Annotated in this window: 19 protein-coding genes; 2 read left to right on the forward strand and 17 right to left on the reverse strand. The window is 52.4% G+C overall.

The window, feature by feature from the left end; all coding sequences use genetic code 11:
* Positions 1-399: 399 nt before the first annotated feature.
* Positions 400-1,422 (forward strand): PTS sugar transporter subunit IIC, encoded by a 1,023-nt coding sequence (locus KNP06_RS10060; RefSeq protein WP_034778182.1) that lies wholly within the window; start codon positions 400-402, stop codon positions 1,420-1,422.
* A gap of 42 nt (positions 1,423-1,464) precedes the next feature.
* On the opposite strand, the gene pheT is transcribed toward KNP06_RS10060, so the two are convergent.
* The 9 genes from pheT to infC form a co-directional block, all read right to left on the reverse strand.
* Positions 1,465-3,840 carry a phenylalanine--tRNA ligase subunit beta gene (pheT, locus tag KNP06_RS10065; RefSeq protein WP_214763246.1) on the reverse strand — a complete coding sequence of 792 codons (2,376 nt, stop codon included), beginning with the start codon at positions 3,838-3,840 and terminating at the stop codon, positions 1,465-1,467.
* A gap of 12 nt (positions 3,841-3,852) precedes the next feature.
* On the reverse strand, positions 3,853-4,875 hold the full coding sequence (gene pheS / locus KNP06_RS10070) for a phenylalanine--tRNA ligase subunit alpha (protein ID WP_034778187.1): 1,023 nt from the start codon (positions 4,873-4,875) through the stop codon (positions 3,853-3,855).
* A gap of 301 nt (positions 4,876-5,176) precedes the next feature.
* A complete protein-coding gene (locus KNP06_RS10075; protein WP_214788772.1) occupies positions 5,177-5,923 on the reverse strand; it encodes a TrmH family RNA methyltransferase in 747 nt (248 codons plus the stop codon).
* 1 nt (position 5,924) lies between these two features.
* Positions 5,925-7,004, reverse strand: coding sequence for a M42 family metallopeptidase (locus KNP06_RS10080; RefSeq protein WP_034778191.1), 1,080 nt, complete (start codon positions 7,002-7,004; stop codon positions 5,925-5,927).
* A gap of 25 nt (positions 7,005-7,029) precedes the next feature.
* The gene (locus tag KNP06_RS10085) at positions 7,030-7,512 is read right to left on the reverse strand and encodes a dUTP diphosphatase (protein ID WP_138859204.1); all 483 of its coding nucleotides are present in this window, start codon (positions 7,510-7,512) and stop codon (positions 7,030-7,032) included.
* A gap of 23 nt (positions 7,513-7,535) precedes the next feature.
* Positions 7,536-7,790: a hypothetical protein gene (locus KNP06_RS10090; protein WP_034778195.1), complete on the reverse strand. Its 255-nt coding sequence runs from the start codon at positions 7,788-7,790 to the stop codon at positions 7,536-7,538.
* Positions 7,791-7,876: 86 nt separating this feature from the next.
* Complete coding sequence (gene rplT, locus KNP06_RS10095; protein ID WP_021065642.1) at positions 7,877-8,236, reverse strand: 50S ribosomal protein L20; 360 nt, start codon at positions 8,234-8,236, stop codon at positions 7,877-7,879.
* 28 nt (positions 8,237-8,264) lie between these two features.
* Positions 8,265-8,459, reverse strand: coding sequence for a 50S ribosomal protein L35 (gene rpmI / locus KNP06_RS10100; protein ID WP_021065641.1), 195 nt, complete (start codon positions 8,457-8,459; stop codon positions 8,265-8,267).
* Between the two features lie 30 nt (positions 8,460-8,489).
* Entirely contained in the window at positions 8,490-9,020 is a 531-nt protein-coding gene (infC, locus tag KNP06_RS10105) for a translation initiation factor IF-3 (RefSeq protein ID WP_021065640.1), read from the reverse strand.
* Between the two features lie 338 nt (positions 9,021-9,358).
* Between infC and KNP06_RS10110 the strand changes: the two genes are divergently transcribed.
* Positions 9,359-9,568 (forward strand): hypothetical protein, encoded by a 210-nt coding sequence (locus KNP06_RS10110; protein ID WP_034778198.1) that lies wholly within the window; start codon positions 9,359-9,361, stop codon positions 9,566-9,568.
* Between the two features lie 53 nt (positions 9,569-9,621).
* Here KNP06_RS10110 and KNP06_RS10115 read toward each other — a convergent pair whose 3' ends face one another.
* From KNP06_RS10115 to KNP06_RS10150, 8 genes are all read right to left on the reverse strand, one after another.
* Positions 9,622-10,485, reverse strand: a complete 864-nt coding sequence (locus KNP06_RS10115; protein WP_034779979.1) for a DUF1002 domain-containing protein — start codon at positions 10,483-10,485, stop codon at positions 9,622-9,624.
* A gap of 113 nt (positions 10,486-10,598) precedes the next feature.
* Positions 10,599-12,536, reverse strand: coding sequence for a threonine--tRNA ligase (gene thrS / locus KNP06_RS10120; RefSeq protein WP_034778201.1), 1,938 nt, complete (start codon positions 12,534-12,536; stop codon positions 10,599-10,601).
* A gap of 312 nt (positions 12,537-12,848) precedes the next feature.
* On the reverse strand, positions 12,849-13,763 hold the full coding sequence (gene dnaI, locus KNP06_RS10125) for a primosomal protein DnaI (RefSeq protein ID WP_214788775.1): 915 nt from the start codon (positions 13,761-13,763) through the stop codon (positions 12,849-12,851).
* Between the two features lie 5 nt (positions 13,764-13,768).
* Entirely contained in the window at positions 13,769-15,121 is a 1,353-nt protein-coding gene (locus KNP06_RS10130; RefSeq protein ID WP_214788778.1) for a DnaD domain protein, read from the reverse strand.
* Positions 15,122-15,163: 42 nt separating this feature from the next.
* The gene (nrdR, locus tag KNP06_RS10135) at positions 15,164-15,631 is read right to left on the reverse strand and encodes a transcriptional regulator NrdR (RefSeq protein ID WP_214788781.1); all 468 of its coding nucleotides are present in this window, start codon (positions 15,629-15,631) and stop codon (positions 15,164-15,166) included.
* Between the two features lie 12 nt (positions 15,632-15,643).
* Positions 15,644-16,015, reverse strand: a complete 372-nt coding sequence (locus tag KNP06_RS10140) for a hypothetical protein (protein ID WP_034778204.1) — start codon at positions 16,013-16,015, stop codon at positions 15,644-15,646.
* Between the two features lie 111 nt (positions 16,016-16,126).
* Positions 16,127-16,513, reverse strand: a complete 387-nt coding sequence (speD, locus tag KNP06_RS10145; protein ID WP_029595188.1) for an adenosylmethionine decarboxylase — start codon at positions 16,511-16,513, stop codon at positions 16,127-16,129.
* Between the two features lie 231 nt (positions 16,514-16,744).
* Positions 16,745-17,776 (reverse strand): glyceraldehyde-3-phosphate dehydrogenase, encoded by a 1,032-nt coding sequence (locus KNP06_RS10150; protein ID WP_214788784.1) that lies wholly within the window; start codon positions 17,774-17,776, stop codon positions 16,745-16,747.
* Positions 17,777-17,794 lie beyond the last annotated feature (18 nt).

Here is a 17,794-nt window from a genome sequence, read left to right on the forward strand (position 1 = left end):
ATTCACTCCCAATATGATTTAGTCCAGTGTACACAAAAACCCTGAGCAGTAGACTTTTTTTTAGTGTCTACTACTCAGGGTACAGTTTAAGGGGCCGTCTTTCTTTTTGAGCGGTTTTCAATTTTTTTCAAATGAATTTTCAGAAAATATTGATTATTGAAAAATATCATGTTACTCTTAGACAAATCTTAACAAACGGAGGAGCTGGCACTGATGAAAACCCATGCACAACACGGCCTACTGATTATTATTCGACTGAGGGACTGAAAATCGACTCGATGACCGAGACGAATTTTTGGGCCCTTGTTTCGATGGTTTCGGACGAGGCGCTCATGGTTTGACCGACGCGCCTATCCAATCTGGATAGGTTTTTTTATTGGAACGATACACATAGAGGAGATGATGGAAGTGAAACAGTACGCAATGGATCGGATGATCAAAATATCAGCAGGAATGGCAAGCGCCGTCCTTGTCACGCTCGGGGTCGGCCTCTTGATTGAAACGATTGGGAAGATGGCCGGAATCGAGACACTCGTCTTGATCGGCCAAGTCGCGAAATCGTTGCTCGCCCCGGCACTCGGTGCCGGTGTCGCCTACCAGCTCGGCGGCAATACCCTCGTTTTGTTCAGTGCGATGATTGCGGCAACCGTCGGTGGTGCAGCGCTCCAACCGACCGAGAGCGGGCTCGTGCTCGTACCTGGTCAACCGATCAGTGCTTTAATCGCGGCCGCGGCTGCAGTTTGGCTTGGTAAACGTGTCCTCGGCAAGACGAAGTTCGACATGATGGTCGTCCCGGTCACAGCCGTCCTCGGCGGCGGGATCGTCGGGGTCGGGGCAGCAGCCGTCACGACACCGCTCATCAACTCGATTAGTGCGAGCATCACCGCTTCGGTCAATACATCGCCAATCGCGACATCGCTCGTCATCGCGCTCGTCTTCAGTGTCATGCTCATGTCTCCGGCTTCATCGGCCGCACTCGCCATCGCGCTCCAGCTCGACCCGGTCGCCAGCGCCGCCGCGTTGATTGGATGTACGGCCCAGTTCGTCGGCTTCACCCTCATGGCGTATCGCCAAACGGATCCGGGCGGGTTGGTCGCCTCGTTTTTCGTCACACCGAAAGTGCAGTTCCCGAACGTCGTCAAAAACCCTCGCGTCGTCATGCCACCTTTTATCGCGGCGATGATCAGCGCTCCGATCGCGACGCTCGTCTTCTCGCTCGAGGTCCCATATGAGATCGCAGGGCTCGGCCTCAACTCGTTGATCGCCCCGCTCAACATCCTTGCCGCGCAAGGAATGGACGCGTTCCTCATCTTCGTCGGAACGGGTGTCGTCCTCCCGGCCGTCATCACGCTCCTGTTGTATAAAGTGACATGCCTCGTCGGTTGGACGAAGTTCGGCGACTTGGCTCTCGAGGTCCAGTAAACTCAAAAAAGGTGTCCACACGGGGTGGACACCTTTTTTAGGTTAGGCGCGAACTTCTGCGCCGTGGGCCGCTTGAACGGCCGCAAGGATTGCTTCATACGACGCGGTCACTTCTTCATCCTGAAGCGTGCGCGTCGGGTCTTGATATTTGAGCGAGAAGGCGATCGATTTTTCATCGTCTCCTACGTTCTCCCCGACATAGACATCGAACACGGCGAGGTCGATCAAGAGCGGTCCGGCAGCCTGTTTGATCGTTGCTTCGACTTGCCCCGCCGGGATATCCCGCTTCAAGACGAGTGCCAAGTCGCGTGAGATCGATGGGAAACGTGGCACATCTTCGTAGACGAGTTGTGCCGTCTGATGCAACACATCCAAGTCGAGCTCGAATACGTACACTTCTTTCAAACCGTACGCTTCTTTTGACACGCCCGGATGGACTTGTCCGACATAGCCGATGACGCGTCCGTCCACGAGGACGTTCGCAGTCCGGCCCGGATGCATATCCGCAATCGTCGCCGCCTCATACGTCGCGTCGATGCGAAGTGCATGCAACAGCGTATCGACGATGCCTTTGGCGACAAAATAGTCGACCGGGACACGTGTGCCTTGCGAGCGATGGTCGTACCAAAGCCCCGTCAATACACCGGCGACGCGTTCCGTTTCGCGTGGTAACGTCTCGCCTTCTTCCACGTAGACGCGCCCTGTTTCATACAAGCGCACATTCGCTTGTTGGCGTGACGTGTTGTATCGCGCCGCTTCGAGGAGACCTGGGACGAGTGAGGTCCGGAGCACTGAGCGCTCTTCGCTCATCGGCATCGCCAAGTTAACTTTGTCCGAGCCTTCCCCACTGAAGCGTGCGGCGTGTCCGACGCTCGTGAGCGAGTACGTGATCGCTTGCGACAATCCTGTCCCTTGAAGGACACGACGAACTCGGCGACGTAACACGTTCTCTCGTGGGAGGTACCCTTTTGAACGCGACGCCGGGAGTGTCGACGGCAGACTGTCATACCCATAGAGGCGCGCCACTTCTTCCGTGATGTCGGCCGGTAGTTCCAAGTCAGGCCGGCGTGACGGTACGTGGACCGTCAACGTCTCGTCTCCGGTCACGTCGAGACCGAGCCGCTCCAAAATGCGGACGATCGTCGCTTGTTCAAGGTCCATCCCGAGGCGATGGTTGATATAGGCGACCGAGACATCGATCGTCCGGGCCGCTGAAGCTTTGTCCCCAGCGACGACGATGTCGCTGATCGTGCCACCGCTCACTTCGACGATGAGCTCGGCGGCACGGTCGAGGGCCAGTTGCAACCGTTCCGGGTCGACTCCTTTTTCAAAGCGGGCACTCGAATCCGAACGCAATCCGAGCGTACGGCTCGTCTTCCGGACCGATGCCGGTGCGAAGTAGGCCGACTCGAGGATGATACTCGACGTCGTCGCATCGACTTCTGTGTTTGCACCGCCCATGACGCCGGCAATGGCGACAGGACGTTCACCGTCCGTGATGACCATCATCGAGGCATCGAGCGTGCGCGTCACGTCATCGAGCGTGACGATTTCTTCGCCGTCATGCGCTTGACGGACAGCAATCGTCGTCCCGAGTTTTGCCGTATCGAACGCATGTAGCGGCTGGCCGAGCTCGAGCATGACATAGTTCGTCACATCGACGACGTTGTTGATCGGCCGGACACCTTCGGCAATCAAGACGTTCTTCAGCCATTGTGGCGAATCTCCGATTGTGACACCATCGACGCAACGTGTCGCGTAGTACGGGCAGTTGTCTGTCTCGAGACGGACACTGACCGCGTTTGGTGCGTCAGTCGTCACATCTGCCGACGGAAGCGTGTAAGGGCGCTCGAGAATGGCCGCGACTTCATGGATGATTCCGTATAGGCTCAAGCAATCCGAGCGGTTCGGTGTCAACCCGAGCTCGATCACTTCGTCGTCAAGGTCGAGTAAGCTGATGACGTCCGCACCGACCTCGACCGATTCACGGAACGTATGGATGCCGTCCTGTTCATCTTCACGAATCTGCTTCTTCTCAAAACCGAGTTCCTCGAGTGAGCAGATCATGCCTTGTGACTCGACACCACGAAGTTTCGCTTTCTTAATTTTGAGTCCTGGGAGACGAGCTCCGACCGTCGCCACGATGACGTGCTGTCCGGTCGCGACGTTCGGTGCGCCGCAGACGATTTGCACCGGGCTGTCCGCACCGATATCGACCGTCGTCACGTTCAACTTGTCCGCTTCGGGATGCTTCTCGCACGAGAGGACGTGACCGACGACGAGTCCTGACAATCCTTCAGCGCGGCTGATGACGCTCTCGACTTCGATTCCGTTCTTCGTGATCAAGTCTCCGAGTTCTTGCCCGCTCAAGTCTGATACATCAATATATTGATTCAACCATTTTTTCGATAATAACATATGTGTTCCCCCTTAGAATTGCTCGATGAAACGTAGATCGTTTGTATAGAAGTGACGGATATCGTCTACTCCATGTTTTAACATCGCCATCCGTTCGACGCCGATCCCGAATGCGAATCCAGACATCTTCGTGGCGTCATAGCCAGCCATCTCGAGTACGCGTGGATGGACCATGCCGCCTCCGAGAATCTCGATCCAGCCTGTTCCCTTACAGACGTTGCAGCCTTTGCCTCCGCATTTGAAGCAAGAGATATCAACTTCGACTGATGGTTCCGTGAACGGGAAGAAGCTCGGGCGAAGACGAATCTCACGCGTCTCACCGAACAATTGCTTGACGAACACTTCGAGTGTGCCTTTCAAATCAGCCATCGAGATGTGCTCATCGACGACAAGCCCCTCGATTTGCATGAACTGGTGTGAGTGTGTCGCGTCGTCTTCGTCGCGGCGGTACACTTTCCCCGGGCAGATGATTCGAATCGGTTTCCCGTCGGCTTGGAGCATCGTCCGGGCCTGAACTGGTGACGTGTGTGTCCGGAGAAGCGTCTCATCCGTGATATAGAACGAGTCTTGCATATCACGTGCCGGATGGTCTTTCGGCAAGTTGAGCATCTCAAAGTTGTACAGGTCTGTCTCGACTTCCGGGCCTTCGGCGATTGTATAGCCGAGCCCGACGAACAAGTCTTCCATCTCATCGACGATTTGTTGAAGTAAATGGGTATGGCCCGGCAGCGCCGTCCGACCCGGTAGTGTGACGTCGATTGTCTCAGCCGCGAGTTTCGCTTCAAGTTCGACCGCCTTCACTTCCTCGATCCGTGCCTCTAACGTGTCTTGGATCGTCGTCCGGACCGTGTTGACCAACTCTCCGACGACCGGACGTTCTTCAGGAGAAAGTTTCCCCATCCCACGAAGCACCTCGGTCATCGGACCTTTCTTCCCTAAATATTTGATGCGGACATCGTTCAATTCTTTTTGCGACGAAGCCGCCTGAATCTCATGCAATGCCTCTTGCTGTAATTGTTCTAACTGTTCTTTCATCCTTATTTCCTCCTCTACAAAAAAAGTCCCTCCAGTCAATGACTGAAGGGACGAATAATCGCGGTACCACCCTACTTGGCCGAAATCGGCCCACTTGAGAGCATCGATATCGGGATGCTACCCCGGTGTTGTCTCCAACACGACTCGAGAGTGAATTCGGCGCCGACCAAGGCATCGGCTCGCAGTCTCGGCCCATGCTCCCTGTACTCGTTCGGTAGTTCGCGTACTATGCTCTTTCAACGTCTATTCGGTATGTTGTTCGATGTTATAAACCTATCACGATTTTTCAGTGCTGACAAGATTATTGTAATGCGATCCGGTACATGAGGATGCCCGCCGCAACAGCCGCGTTCAATGATTCGGCATCACCGAGAACCGGGATATGAACGCACGTGTCACATAAATCAAGTACGTCGTTATGGACGCCTTGCGCCTCATTGCCGATGACGAGCGCGACTTTGTCCTTGAAGTCGACTTGTTCGTAAGACGTCGCTTTCGCGAGTGCGGTCCCATACACATGGAAGCCTTCGCTCTTCAGTTCTGGCAGCGTCTCGAGCAAATCGACCGAGCGCACGTTCACGTGGAACAACGAACCTTGCGTCGCCCGGACGACCTTGGCGTTGAACGGGTCGACCGTCCCTTTGCCGAGGAGGACCGTGTCAAATCCGGCCGCATCGGCCGTGCGAATCATCGTCCCGAGGTTACCCGGGTCTTGAATCCGGTCGAGGATGAGGACGTGCTTCATCTTCCGTTCGACCGGGGCCATCTTGACGACGGCGAAGACGCCTTGCGTCTTCTCCGTTTCAGATAACAGGTCGGCCACATGGTCCGATAGTTCGAGGACCGGCATCTCATCGAGGCGCCACGATCCTTTCGGGGTATACGATTCCCCCATAATCAGCTGAACGAGTCGTCCGGCACGAATCGCCTCGTCGACCAAATGCTCCCCTTCGACTAAAAATTGCCCGGACTCTTGTCTGCCTTTTTTTGTCATCAATCGCTTTAAGCGTTTGATCGTCTCACTTTTCGTAGACGTGATTTTCGTCATATTATCCCTCTTTCAACCATTGAACCGTTTCTTGGTCGAGTCGTTTCGTGAGCGCTACGACCAAATCGACGGCTGCTTCATAATCTGCTTTGTGAATGATCGAGACATTCGTATGCAAATAACGGACCGGCACCGTGAGCGCGACGGCCGGCATCCCGACTCCAGACAAATGGAACCGACCTGCGTCTGTCCCGCCGCCCGGCGTCAAATCCAATTGGTACTTGATGTCGTTCTCTTTGGCCACGTCGACAATCAAATCGATGAGGCGTGGGTTCGTGACGGTCGTCGCATCAAAGAAGATGACTTGGACCCCTTCCCCGAGTTTCGACAATCCTTCTGCCGGTGTCATTCCTGGCGTATCTCCAGGAATGCCTGTATCGACGGCGATGGCGACGTCTGGTTTGACCAAGTTGGCGGCCGTGACGGCGCCACGCAACCCGACTTCTTCTTGGACCGTCGCTCCAGTGTAGACGACACCTGGTACTTGTTCGTTCTTCAAACGTTTCGCCGCCTCGATCGCGATGGCACAACCGATTCGGTTATCCCATGCTTTCGCCATCAAGAAATCTTCGTTCTTCATGACCGTGAACTCACAATGCGGGACGACCGTATCGCCCGGACGAATGCCCCACTCGGCCACTTGTTCTTTCGACGTTGCACCGATATCAAGGAACATGTCTTTGATCTCAACCGGCTTCTTGCGTGCCTCGACCGGAAGGACGTGAGGTGGTTTGGCACCGATGACGCCTGGGATTTTCTCTCCCGAGCGTGTGACGACGTCCATGCGCTGTGCGAGGAGAACTTGGTTCCACCAGCCGCCGAGTGCTTGGAAGCGGAGGAAACCGCCCTCTTCAACGCGCGTGACCATGAACCCGACTTCGTCCATATGACCGGCAATCATGACACGCGGACCTTCCGCATCGCCCGTCACTCGACCAAACAGACTGCCGAGCCCATCCTGTTCGAATGTTTCGACGTGAGGTTCTAAATACTCACGCATGAGTGAGCGGACTTCACCTTCATTTCCAGGGACACCTGTGGCATCCGTCAAGCGTTTCAACATATGTAATGATTCGTTCATGGGGCATCGCTCCTTCGATTTTTGATTAGTAACCTTGATTTTGTCGCTCATGGTTCTTTTCATTTTTCGCCATATACGCCATCGCCATCAACTCTTCATTGATCCCGAGCGTATAGCCAAGTTCGAGATAAGCCGCCATCAGCGTCTCGTACATCGGTTCCGTTTTCGACAAACCAAAGTTCGTCACTTTGCGGAACACGTCTAAAAAAGCGTCAGTCGCGTCAAGATACGAGCTACCTGCCGGGAACGAATCACGTTCATACCCGAGGGCAAGTCCGAGCGACAATAAGAAATGAATGCCGTCGACATACTCTTCTAAGATCACGTCTTGAGGCGACGGGCCCTTCGTTGACCAAAATTTAAAACTACGGGTCTCATTGGCGAGTTCACCAAGCTCGACGAGCAAAGCAAGCAAACGCTCATCAAATTGGTTCCCGGATAATTGATGTTCTTCTTTGATCCGCTCATCTAATTCACGCTGCCGATCAAACAATGTTGTCCAGTTCACCGGTTGCTCCTCCTATTCTCCATTCAAAGCAGTACTAAAATCATTAAAGACCAGCCGACTGCCAAAATCAATACTTGTATTTGAACACGTTTTGGGGCATGAACCGCCTTTTTACGCGTCAAATGAAGTCCGAACAGAGCACCGATCGCACCGCCTGCGTACGCGTACAAGACGTTAAAATCACCTTCTCCGAGCGTATAACGTTTCGCCTGCAAATAGGTGTAGACGTTCAAGACGATGAGCGCCAATGCGACGATGGCTAAGACTGATTGATCCATGGGACGTCCTCCTTATCTTAAGTTTAAGGAATAAATCAGAAAAAAGAAAGCGCCGAGATAAGGTCTCGGCGCTGTCGATTGAACGATTACGCGTTCAATTTTGATTTAGCTGTATCAGCAAGTGACGCGAATGCTTGTGCATCTGTCACAGCAAGCTCAGCAAGCATCTTACGGTTGATGTCGATCCCTGCGAGCTTGAGTCCGTGCATCATACGGCTGTATGAGAGGCCGTTTGTGCGTGCTGCCGCATTGATACGTGTGATCCAAAGACGACGGAAATCACGTTTCTTTTGACGACGGTCACGGTAAGCGTACATGAGTGACTTCATGACTTGTTGTTTTGCTACTTTAAATAGAATGTGTTTCGAGCCAAAATAACCTTTGGCAAGCTTGATTTGCTTTTTACGACGTTGACGAGTCGTATAACCGCCTTTTACGCGTGGCATATGGTTTCCCTCCTAAATTCTTTCTGTATTACTTCGCGATCATGTTGCGAATGCGTTTGAAGTCTCCAGCTGATACGATAGCACCTTTACGGAGCTTACGTTTCGCTTTAGTCGATTTGTTACCAAACAAGTGACTTGTGTAAGCGTGTGAACGCTTGAGTTTACCTGATGCAGTACGTTTGAAACGTTTAGAAGCACCACGGTGCGATTTCATTTTCGGCATGAGTATTTCCTCCCCACTATGACTCGATGATTAATCTTCTTTCTTCGGAGCCAGCACTAAGAACATGCTGCGTCCTTCCATCTTCGGCTTTTGCTCAACTGTTGCCAAGTCGGCACATTCCGCCGCCAATTTTTCCATAACGCGTCGGCCGATTTCCGAGTGTGTGATGGCGCGTCCGCGGAAACGGATCGACGCTTTCACTTTGTTTCCATTTTCAAGGAATTTGCGAGCGTTACGCAATTTCGTTTGGAAATCGTTTTCCTCGATTGTCGGGCTGAGGCGTACTTCTTTCAATTGGATGACTTTTTGGTTTTTACGCGCTTCTTTCTCCTTTTTCTGGAGTTCGAAACGGTATTTCCCATAGTCCATGATTTTAGCGACCGGTGGGTTAGCTTTATCGGCGACCAAGACGAGATCGAGTTCAGCCTCTTCTGCTAAACGTAATGCTTCATTACGCGATTGCACACCGAGTTGTGCACCGTCCGCTCCAATTAAGCGAACTTCACGGGCACGAATGTTTTCGTTGATAAAGAGCTCTTTGCTAATGGTTAGCACCTCCATCGTGCGATTGCACGAGTTTTAGATTGATAAGACAACATGGCAATAAAAAAAGCGTCGGCAGTTTCCCGCCCACACATCATTTCGGAGTCAGCAGAGACCAAGGCTCGACTGCTTCACGTACATGATGGACCTGACCGAAGCTGTTCGGACGAGGTGAGAAGCGGGCGCTTCTGCTTTGTTGTATTTAATCACTATGTCATCTTAACACCAATAGGATTAAGATGTCAAGAATTCGCGCATGAATAATTGGTAGCTCACACTTTTATGATGATAACAGTCATTTCGTTGTTTCGCAATACCTTTTCCGAGGGAATAAAATAAAAAAGGAGGGATGGGCCGTGTCTTGGAGACAGCAAGTGAAAGGTGACCATGATTATCACGACCAAATCAAACACATCGTACAAGAGACGATGCGCCACCATGACGTGAGTGATGCCAAGCTCGAAGCGGTATTGACAGACCTTTTAGAAGAGATGAACCGAATCACGTTGAAGATTGTGGACGACCACGAGTCTGCTCGCGACTATATCCATAAACGATGGTATTGAAAAAGGGCCGAGGCCCTTTTTTCAATACCATTTGTCATGTACTCAAAGCCCGTTCAATTCGTCAACGACTTGAAGAAGTTGCTGAGCGCTTCGAACAAACGGGCGAAGAAGCCTTGGACTTCCTCGGTCTCGAGAAACGCCTGAACGTCTTGACCGGCCCCTTGTAACCCATTGCTGATTGCACCCCAGTCGAGGTTCGCCTGCTGCATGTTCTCGAACAACGTCGTCAATTGCGTCAACTGCGTATCAGACAGTTGGACGTTGTTTTGATTCAACACTTGGATGACGATATCTCGAATCTCGATGTTCGTCTCCGGTGCCTTATTCGCAATTTCTGCTTTGATCTCGTTCATGAGTCCGGCCACATCTTCTTGCCCGACCGTCTTCCCGATCTCAGACGTGACCGCGAGCTCTTCTTGCGCCAAGTCTTTCCGTTCCTCGCTCAATTGAATGCCCGTCTCCGCGGCCGTCTGATCATAGGCTTTCATGATGCCCGTCAAAGCCGACGTCCCGGTGACGCGAATCGGCGACGTGATATAAATATCGGCATCCGTGACGCCTGCCGTCACGAGAGCATTCGCATACATATCTTCGGTCACCCATGTGACATTCTCCGTTTTGATATCGAGCCCGGTCCCGTCGGTCAGTTTGATGCGGGCTGATGAATACATCCCCCCGCCGCGCTGCGCTTGCGGGACGGCATCCCCTAAGTATTTATCTTCATCGGCTGCGGTCGTGATGATCGGCTCAATCCCCGCCGGTGCCTCAACCCGTTCGAGCACCCAGTCCCGTTGGCTCGCCGATAACGACTCTCCGAGTGTGACAATCGTATCATCGACGATGGCTTCTGCGTTTACTTTTGGAATCATGCTTGTCGCGACGACCGAACCGATCGTCAACGCCACTAATGGTTTCATATAATTCAAAATGAATCACTCCTTTCTTCTACCATACGTGTTTGATGAAGTCTTCCGCATCCGTCTCAAGACCGAAAAAACGACCACCCTTCCAATGAAGGATGGTCGACATATTAACGTGAACGGTTGGCGATCTCTGCTGTAAGTGACGACAAGAATTCATCGAGCGTGGCCGATACTTGTTCTTGTTGTCCATAACGACGGATGTTGACTGCACGCTCATCACGTTCTTTATCTCCGAGGACAAGCGTCATCGGGATTTTCTTCATCTGTGCTTCCCGAATCTTGTAGCCGAGTTTCTCGTCCCGAAGGTCCGTTTCGACGCGGACACCGCGCTTGACGAGCTCTGCTTTCACTTCCGCGACGTATTCGTCGTGGACGTGTGAGACCGGGATCAATTTGACTTGGACCGGGGCGAGCCATGTCGGGAACGCGCCTTTATATTCTTCAATCAAGTATGCGACGAAACGCTCCATCGTCGAGACGACCCCACGGTGAAGGACGATTGGGCGATGGTCTTTGCCGTCTGGTCCTGTGTACGTCAAGTCGAACCGCTCAGGGAGCAAGAAGTCGAGTTGGACCGTCGACAACGTCTCTTCTTTGCCGAGCGCCGTCCGGACTTGGACGTCGAGTTTCGGTCCGTAAAATGCCGCTTCACCTTCCGCTTCGAAATACGGGAGACCGAGCTCATCCATCGTCTCTTTCAACTGGCGTTGGGCTGTTTCCCAAATTGCGTCGTTGTCGAAGTATTTCTCTTTGTCGGCCGGGTCACGGTACGACAAGCGGAAACGATAGTCTTTGATGCCGAAGTCAGCGTACACTTCTTGAATCAAGTGGACGATATCTTTGAACTCTTGCTTCATCTGTTCCGGTGTGACGAACGTGTGCCCGTCGTTCAACACCATGTAACGGACGCGTTGGAGGCCTGTGAGCGCACCTGACATCTCGTAACGGTGCATACCGCCGAGCTCGGCGATGCGAAGCGGGAGTTCGCGATATGAGCGCGGCTCATGTTTATAAATCGTCATGTGGTGCGGACAGTTCATCGGACGAAGGACGAGTTCCTCGTTGTCCATCTCCATTTTCGGGAACATGTCGTCTTGATAGTGATCCCAGTGACCAGACGTCTTATACAAGTCGACCGAACCGAGGACCGGTGTGTAGACGTGCTGATACCCGAGCTCGAGCTCTTTGTCGACGATATAACGTTCGACCGTCCGACGGATCGAGGCACCTTTCGGGAGCCACATCGGCAAACCTTGGCCGACTTCTTGCGACACGAAGAAGAGATCGAGTTCTTTCCCGAGCTTGCGGTGATCGCGCTCTTTCGCTTCTTCCAATAGACGCAAGTGTTCCGCGAGTTGTTCTTTCGTCGCGAACGCCGTTCCGTAAATGCGTTGGAGCATCTTATTGTCCGAGTCGCCGCGCCAGTATGCCCCGGCCACGCTCATCAACTTGAACACTTTCAACTTCGATGTCGACGGAACGTGCGGCCCACGGCATAAGTCGAAAAATTCGCCTTGATGGTAAATCGTGAGCGTCTCGCTCGACGGGATATCTTCAATCAATTCGATTTTGAGCGGGTCTCCGAGCGCCTTGTAGCGTTCGAGCGCCTCGTCGCGCGACACGACTTCACGTGTGATGTCCAAGTTCTCGTCGACGATCCGCTTCATCATTTTCTCGATTTCAGGGAGATCTTCTTCGTTGATGCGGCGATCCATCTCGATATCATAATAAAAACCGTTCTCGATCGTCGGTCCGATCCCGAGGTAGATGCTGCCTTCTTCCCCGTATAACCGTTTGATGGCTTGGGCCATCAAGTGGGCTGACGAGTGGCGCATCAAATCGATGCCCTCTTCCGAATCCGGCATGACGAGCTCGATTTTACCGTCCTGTTCAATCGGACGACGATAATCGATCATCTCACCATCGATTTTGGCGGCGATTGCTTTTTTTCGGAGTCCTGGACTAATCGAACCTGCTACTTCTTCTGCTGTGATGCCGGCCTCAAACTCTTTGACGGCCCCATCTGGAAATGTCAATTGAATCATGTGTCAACTTCCCCTCTCTACATTTAAAAATAAATAAAAAAAGCCCATCCCTATGAAAGGGACGAGCTTTGATTCTCGTGGTACCACCCTCGTTCCCAAGCGTAACGCTTGGCTCGAACACACGATAACGAGTGTGAATCGCCGCACGATTGGCCCGTACGGTGCTCTGAGGGAGTAAGGCGATCGGCGTGTTTAGGAAGCTCTCACCAGTCTTCCCTCGCTTTGAAACCCGTGACGACGTCTCATGTCCTCTTCGATGCATCGGTTATATGATTATTAGTATAGTCAACTCGTTCAAGAAATACAATCCCTTTACCGACGTCGGTTCTCACCTTTTAATTCGATTTGTGTCGTCGTCGTCGAGATGCGCTGCATGAGCCGCTGGGCTTTCATTTTGTTCTGAGGCGAACCGTCGATCGAGAAGTGCGTCTCGAGCTCTTCTCCGCTAAAGTTCGAGCTGTAAAGCGTCGGCAAGCGATGCATCATGCGATATTGTAAGATGATTCCGAACAGTTCGTCCCGTACCCATGGACTGATCGCCTCGGCCCCAATGTCATCAATCAACAAGACGGGCACGTGTTGGAACGACGTCAGAAACGAATCGAACGAGTCGGTCCGGATCTTCCGTTTCGCTTCCGAGACAAATCCCGGGGCGTGGACGAGAATCGTCTCGATGTCCGCCACTTTCAGTTCGTTGGCGATCGCCGCAAGTAAATACGTCTTCCCGACCCCGAAGCTGCCGTGAAGGTATAAGCCGTTCACTTTTTGCTTCGTCTTCATGCCTGAGACGAACCGCATCGATTCACGGAGTGCGATTTTACGGGCGTCATCCGACCAGTCGAACGATTCAAAGCTCGCCTCTCGCACTTCTTCCGGCAAGAATAAGCTCTTAAACTTCCGGTCCATCTCTTTTTGGCGCCGTGATTGACGATGCTTGACCGTCTCTTCATAACGGATCGCGATTTGACCGAGGTCGACATAGAGTACCGGCTGATGGCCCGGGATGACGGCTTGCTCCTCGACGAGCTTCTTGCCGTCCATCTGTTCTGCATATTCACTGAGCTTCGTAAAGCCGACCTCGACCGCCGTCTCGTCTAACTCCGGATGCGCCTTTAAAAAGGCGACGACTTCTGGATGTTCAAGGGTGCGCCGGCGAATCGATTCGTACGCTTCCCGCACTTCTTTCCGGTTCATCATTTGGGCGAGCGTTTGATTGATGCGTTCCATGTCCCTCATCCTTTCTCTTTCAATTCATTCAACAGCTTGACGAGTTCCGCGTCGTCTGGAACCGATGCCTCGAGCTCTTGTTTTCGTTTTTGATCGTACGTCCGTTGCTCTTTCGCCTCGTCCTCGAGCCATTTTGGCATCTCGGTCTTGTCTTTGCGTCTCGAGCCGACGGTCGTCCGCTGTTGCACGTTCTCCCGCTTCTGCTGTTTCTTCTCGATGAGCGCGTCTTGTGTCGCTTCTTGTTCCAACGCGTCTTTGGCGTTCAAATAGCCTGCCGTCTTCCAACTCGTCGCGATCCGCATGACGTAGTTCTCACTGAGCCGGGTCTGCTTCTTCACTTCGATACAGTAATAGAACAATGCGTTAATGACACTTGGCGCGAGTCCGAGCGTATCGACGAGGTCGATGATGAGTTGCTCGTCGCTCTTCGACAGTTGTAGCGTCTTCCGTAACGTCGACACGTACTGATGCGGATGCGCTTCTTCCATGACTGTCACGTCATGCAAATCACCGATTTCTGCCTTCTCCGACTCATCCGACTTCACTTTCCGATGGCGCGTCTGTTTTTTCTTCAACTGCAACACCATCTGACGGCAGCCGTCGCGTTTCTCTTGCTCGCTGAGCGGTAGATACGCCTCGTGGACGAAGTACTCCTTCAACATCTCGGCCATCGTCTCTTCATCGATTTGGGAGACGTAGGCAAGCTTCGTGATCGTCTCATCGAGTTTCTTCGTGAAGAAGCCGACGGGAAAGTTCGTCAACTTTTTGACGATTTCCATATCGAACGTATAGTTGATCTCGATTTTGGCGCGGTCAGGTTTCTCGTAGTTCTTTTGTGTGAACGCCATATGATTGACCCCTTTGACGTCGAACACTTCATTAAAGTCTTTCGTCACTTCAATGATTCCGGCCGGCAACGGATCAATCGTGAATCGACCTTGTAACTGTTTGAAGCGGACTTCTCCGACTTTATAGAAGAGAAAACTTGACAATAGTCCGTCGTTCAAGAACGTATGGGGTGCGAGCGGGACCCGCAGTTGATACACGTACTGGGTCAAGCGCTCGTCTTTCGTCTTATACGTCCGGACGAGACCGATCGCTTCGAGCCGGAACAGACAGTCCGTCAGCTCGTTGATCGAGTAATCGAGCATCTCACAAAGCGCGCTGTGTGACATATAGTTCGATTTCATTTTCCCGGGCTTCAGCTCGCTCCAAAGCGTCTGATACATCGCGAGCGCCTTCACTCCGATGACCGGCTGATATAAATGGTACAACGACTGATATGACTCACGATCGATGAGTCCGGTGCTCATGATCAACAGTTCATCAGTCCCGTACAGAATTCGTTCTTTTTCCATGATAGGTCTCCCTTGAAAAAAGGCGACCAGTAGGCCGCCCGTTTAGTTGGTCGAATTTTCTTGCTTCATTAAATCTTCTAGTTCTTTAAAGAACACAGAGATATCTTTGAACTGGCGATAGACGGACGCGAAGCGGACGTATGCCACTTCGTCGACCCGCGCGAGCTCGTTCATGACGAGCTCCCCAACCTGTTCACTCGGAATCTCGGACTGGCCGAGGGCGCGTAACTGTTGTTCGACTTTCGTGACCACACCTTCAAGTTGCTCCAGCGTGACCGGACGTTTCTCGCACGCCCGAATAATCCCGCGAAGCACTTTCTCACGGCTGAACTCTTCCCGATTCCCGTCTTTTTTGACGATGATGAGCGGTGTCTGTTCGACCGTTTCAAACGTGGTGAAGCGATAGCCGCACTCCTCGCATTCGCGACGGCGACGAATCGAATAGAAATCTTGTACTGGCCGGGAGTCGAGCACTCTCGTTCCATTATGATCGCATTTAGGACAACGCATGCTCAGCCCTCCTTATCGTTCGACAGATTGATTCCCGATGGCGCGGAGCGGGAACTTCACGGATAGCGCCTCATAATATGTGGTGACGATTTGACCGAGGTCTGGTCCGAGCATCTGGTCACGGTTCAATGTAAAATCGACGGCCGTGCGTCCGCCGTCCACTTGGACGATGGTCGCCAATGCGTCCCATCCGTCTCCATGAAACGCCACTTCGCCCCGGTCTGCATCGACCCGGCGAACCGTTTGACCTTCTGCTTGAATCCGTTCGCGGAGCCATGTGAGCACGGCGCTTGGCGATGCCGCCACGTAACGCGTCCGTAACGCCTCATTTTTATGCGAATCGTCCGTTTGGACATGTGTTTGAAACTTATCAAATAATCCCATTATCCACCTCGACACCTTATTTATATAGGTTAAGCATATCAAAATTAAGCGGTTAACAAAACAATTAAAAGGGCTGACCGAAAATCGGCCAGCCTCATAAGGTCAATCTGATTATTTGCTGATTGCCACTTGCGCTTCAGGAACACGAATCGGTCCCATCCCACGGTCAAGTTTCACATCTTCACGAACTTTTGCTTCCAAGCCTTCTGCAATGTATTGCGAGGCTGTAGCTGGATCGATTCGATCCCCACATGTGAACACATCGACTGATGCGTAGCCATGCTCTGGGAAACTGTGAATCGTTAAGTGTGATTCTGAAATGATAACGACTCCACTTACACCGTGCGGCGCAAATTTGTGGAAAGCGACTTCGCGGACTTCAGCGCCCGAACGAAGTGCTGCATCGACGAACAAGCGCTCGATGTAGTCGATATCGTTTAATTTGTCGGGATTGCACTCCCAAAGTTCTGTAATAATGTGACGTCCCATAGTATCCATATTAGTGGATCCCCCTTTACATCAATGGTCTCAAAGTAGTTGATGATCACTCACTTTGTGCCTGAATCGCCCACAACCACGGGGGCAAGTTAGTCCTAAGAGGTCCTAACCCTTTAAGTTGCGTTTGTCAGACCAATTGAAGTTCACGAGTTAGAGTGTATCTTGTTTAGGACGTCGTTACAAGACATTTGTTTCAATTCTTTAAAAATATTTTTAGATAAATATATTTTTTCAGACGTGGGTTTCTTGTTGTCCGATTTGCAGGTAGCTCGCGACCATGTCCAACAAGTCGACGACGCGGCACGAATAGCCCCATTCGTTGTCGTACCAAGCGAGCACTTTGACATGGTTGCCCCCGAGCACCATCGTCGAATCGGCATCGATGATTGACGAACGCTCATCTCCATTGAAGTCGATCGAGACGAGCGGTTCGTTCGAGACGCCGAGAACGCCCGTCATTTCCCCGTGTGCAGCACGCTCGAACGCCTGATTCACTTCATCGACCGTCACATCTAGACGCAACTCGACGACGAGATCGACGAGCGAGACGTTCGGCGTCGGCACTCGTAGCGCCATCCCGTTCAATTTGCCCTGAAGTTCCGGCAAGACGAGCCCGATGGCTTTCGCAGCACCAGTCGAAGTCGGTATAATGGAACTGCCACAAGCACGGGCACGACGCAAATCTTTATGCGGATTGTCGATATTGTTTTGATCGTTCGTATAGGCATGCACCGTCGTCACGAGCCCCGTTTCAATCCCGAACGTCGAATCCAATACTTTGACGACCGGGCCGAGACAGTTCGTCGTACACGAGGCGTTCGAAATGACGTGATCGTGCTCCGGTAAATAATCCCGATCGTTCACCCCCATGACAATCGTCCGCAACTCGCCTTTTCCCGGTGCCGTCAAAATGACTTTTTTCGCACCGGCCGTCAAATGTTTTTTCGCCCCGACATCAGAATTGAATTTCCCCGTCGCCTCGATGACGATCTCGACACCGAGTTCAGCCCACGGCAACCGCTCCGGGTCTCGCTCGGATACGATCATGATGCGTTTACCATCGACTTCGAGTGCATCCCCATGCGCTCGGACCGTCAGTGTGAACGGTCCGTGGACCGTGTCGTGTTTGATCAAGTGCGCGAGCGTTTCCGCCGGATAACTCGCATTGATGGCGACCACGTCGTGACGCCCTTCGAGCATCAACTTCCGAAATACCATTCTGCCGATTCGACCAAATCCATTGATTGCAACTTTCGTCCCCATTCTGAATCCCCCTTTTTT

It is taken from the genome of Exiguobacterium sp. s21 (assembly GCF_018617975.1).
GTDB classification, from domain to species: domain Bacteria; phylum Bacillota; class Bacilli; order Exiguobacteriales; family Exiguobacteriaceae; genus Exiguobacterium; species Exiguobacterium mexicanum_A.

Excerpts from the sequence above, each read along its gene's own strand:
- KNP06_RS10060 (WP_034778182.1), top strand. The coding sequence starts at position 400 with ATGATGGAAGTGAAACAGTACGCAATGGATCGGATGATCAAAATATCA.
- pheT (WP_214763246.1), bottom strand. The coding sequence starts at position 3,840 with ATGTTATTATCGAAAAAATGGTTGAATCAATATATTGATGTATCAGAC.
- pheS (WP_034778187.1), bottom strand. The coding sequence starts at position 4,875 with ATGAAAGAACAGTTAGAACAATTACAGCAAGAGGCATTGCATGAGATT.
- KNP06_RS10075 (WP_214788772.1), bottom strand. The coding sequence starts at position 5,923 with ATGACGAAAATCACGTCTACGAAAAGTGAGACGATCAAACGCTTAAAG.
- KNP06_RS10080 (WP_034778191.1), bottom strand. The coding sequence starts at position 7,004 with ATGAACGAATCATTACATATGTTGAAACGCTTGACGGATGCCACAGGT.
- KNP06_RS10090 (WP_034778195.1), bottom strand. The coding sequence starts at position 7,790 with ATGGATCAATCAGTCTTAGCCATCGTCGCATTGGCGCTCATCGTCTTG.
- rplT (WP_021065642.1), bottom strand. The coding sequence starts at position 8,236 with ATGCCACGCGTAAAAGGCGGTTATACGACTCGTCAACGTCGTAAAAAG.
- rpmI (WP_021065641.1), bottom strand. The coding sequence starts at position 8,459 with ATGCCGAAAATGAAATCGCACCGTGGTGCTTCTAAACGTTTCAAACGT.
- infC (WP_021065640.1), bottom strand. The coding sequence starts at position 9,020 with ATGGAGGTGCTAACCATTAGCAAAGAGCTCTTTATCAACGAAAACATT.
- KNP06_RS10115 (WP_034779979.1), bottom strand. The coding sequence starts at position 10,485 with ATGAAACCATTAGTGGCGTTGACGATCGGTTCGGTCGTCGCGACAAGC.
- thrS (WP_034778201.1), bottom strand. The coding sequence starts at position 12,536 with ATGATTCAATTGACATTTCCAGATGGGGCCGTCAAAGAGTTTGAGGCC.
- dnaI (WP_214788775.1), bottom strand. The coding sequence starts at position 13,763 with ATGGAACGCATCAATCAAACGCTCGCCCAAATGATGAACCGGAAAGAA.
- KNP06_RS10130 (WP_214788778.1), bottom strand. The coding sequence starts at position 15,121 with ATGGAAAAAGAACGAATTCTGTACGGGACTGATGAACTGTTGATCATG.
- nrdR (WP_214788781.1), bottom strand. The coding sequence starts at position 15,631 with ATGCGTTGTCCTAAATGCGATCATAATGGAACGAGAGTGCTCGACTCC.
- KNP06_RS10140 (WP_034778204.1), bottom strand. The coding sequence starts at position 16,015 with ATGGGATTATTTGATAAGTTTCAAACACATGTCCAAACGGACGATTCG.
- speD (WP_029595188.1), bottom strand. The coding sequence starts at position 16,513 with ATGGATACTATGGGACGTCACATTATTACAGAACTTTGGGAGTGCAAT.
- KNP06_RS10150 (WP_214788784.1), bottom strand. The coding sequence starts at position 17,776 with ATGGGGACGAAAGTTGCAATCAATGGATTTGGTCGAATCGGCAGAATG.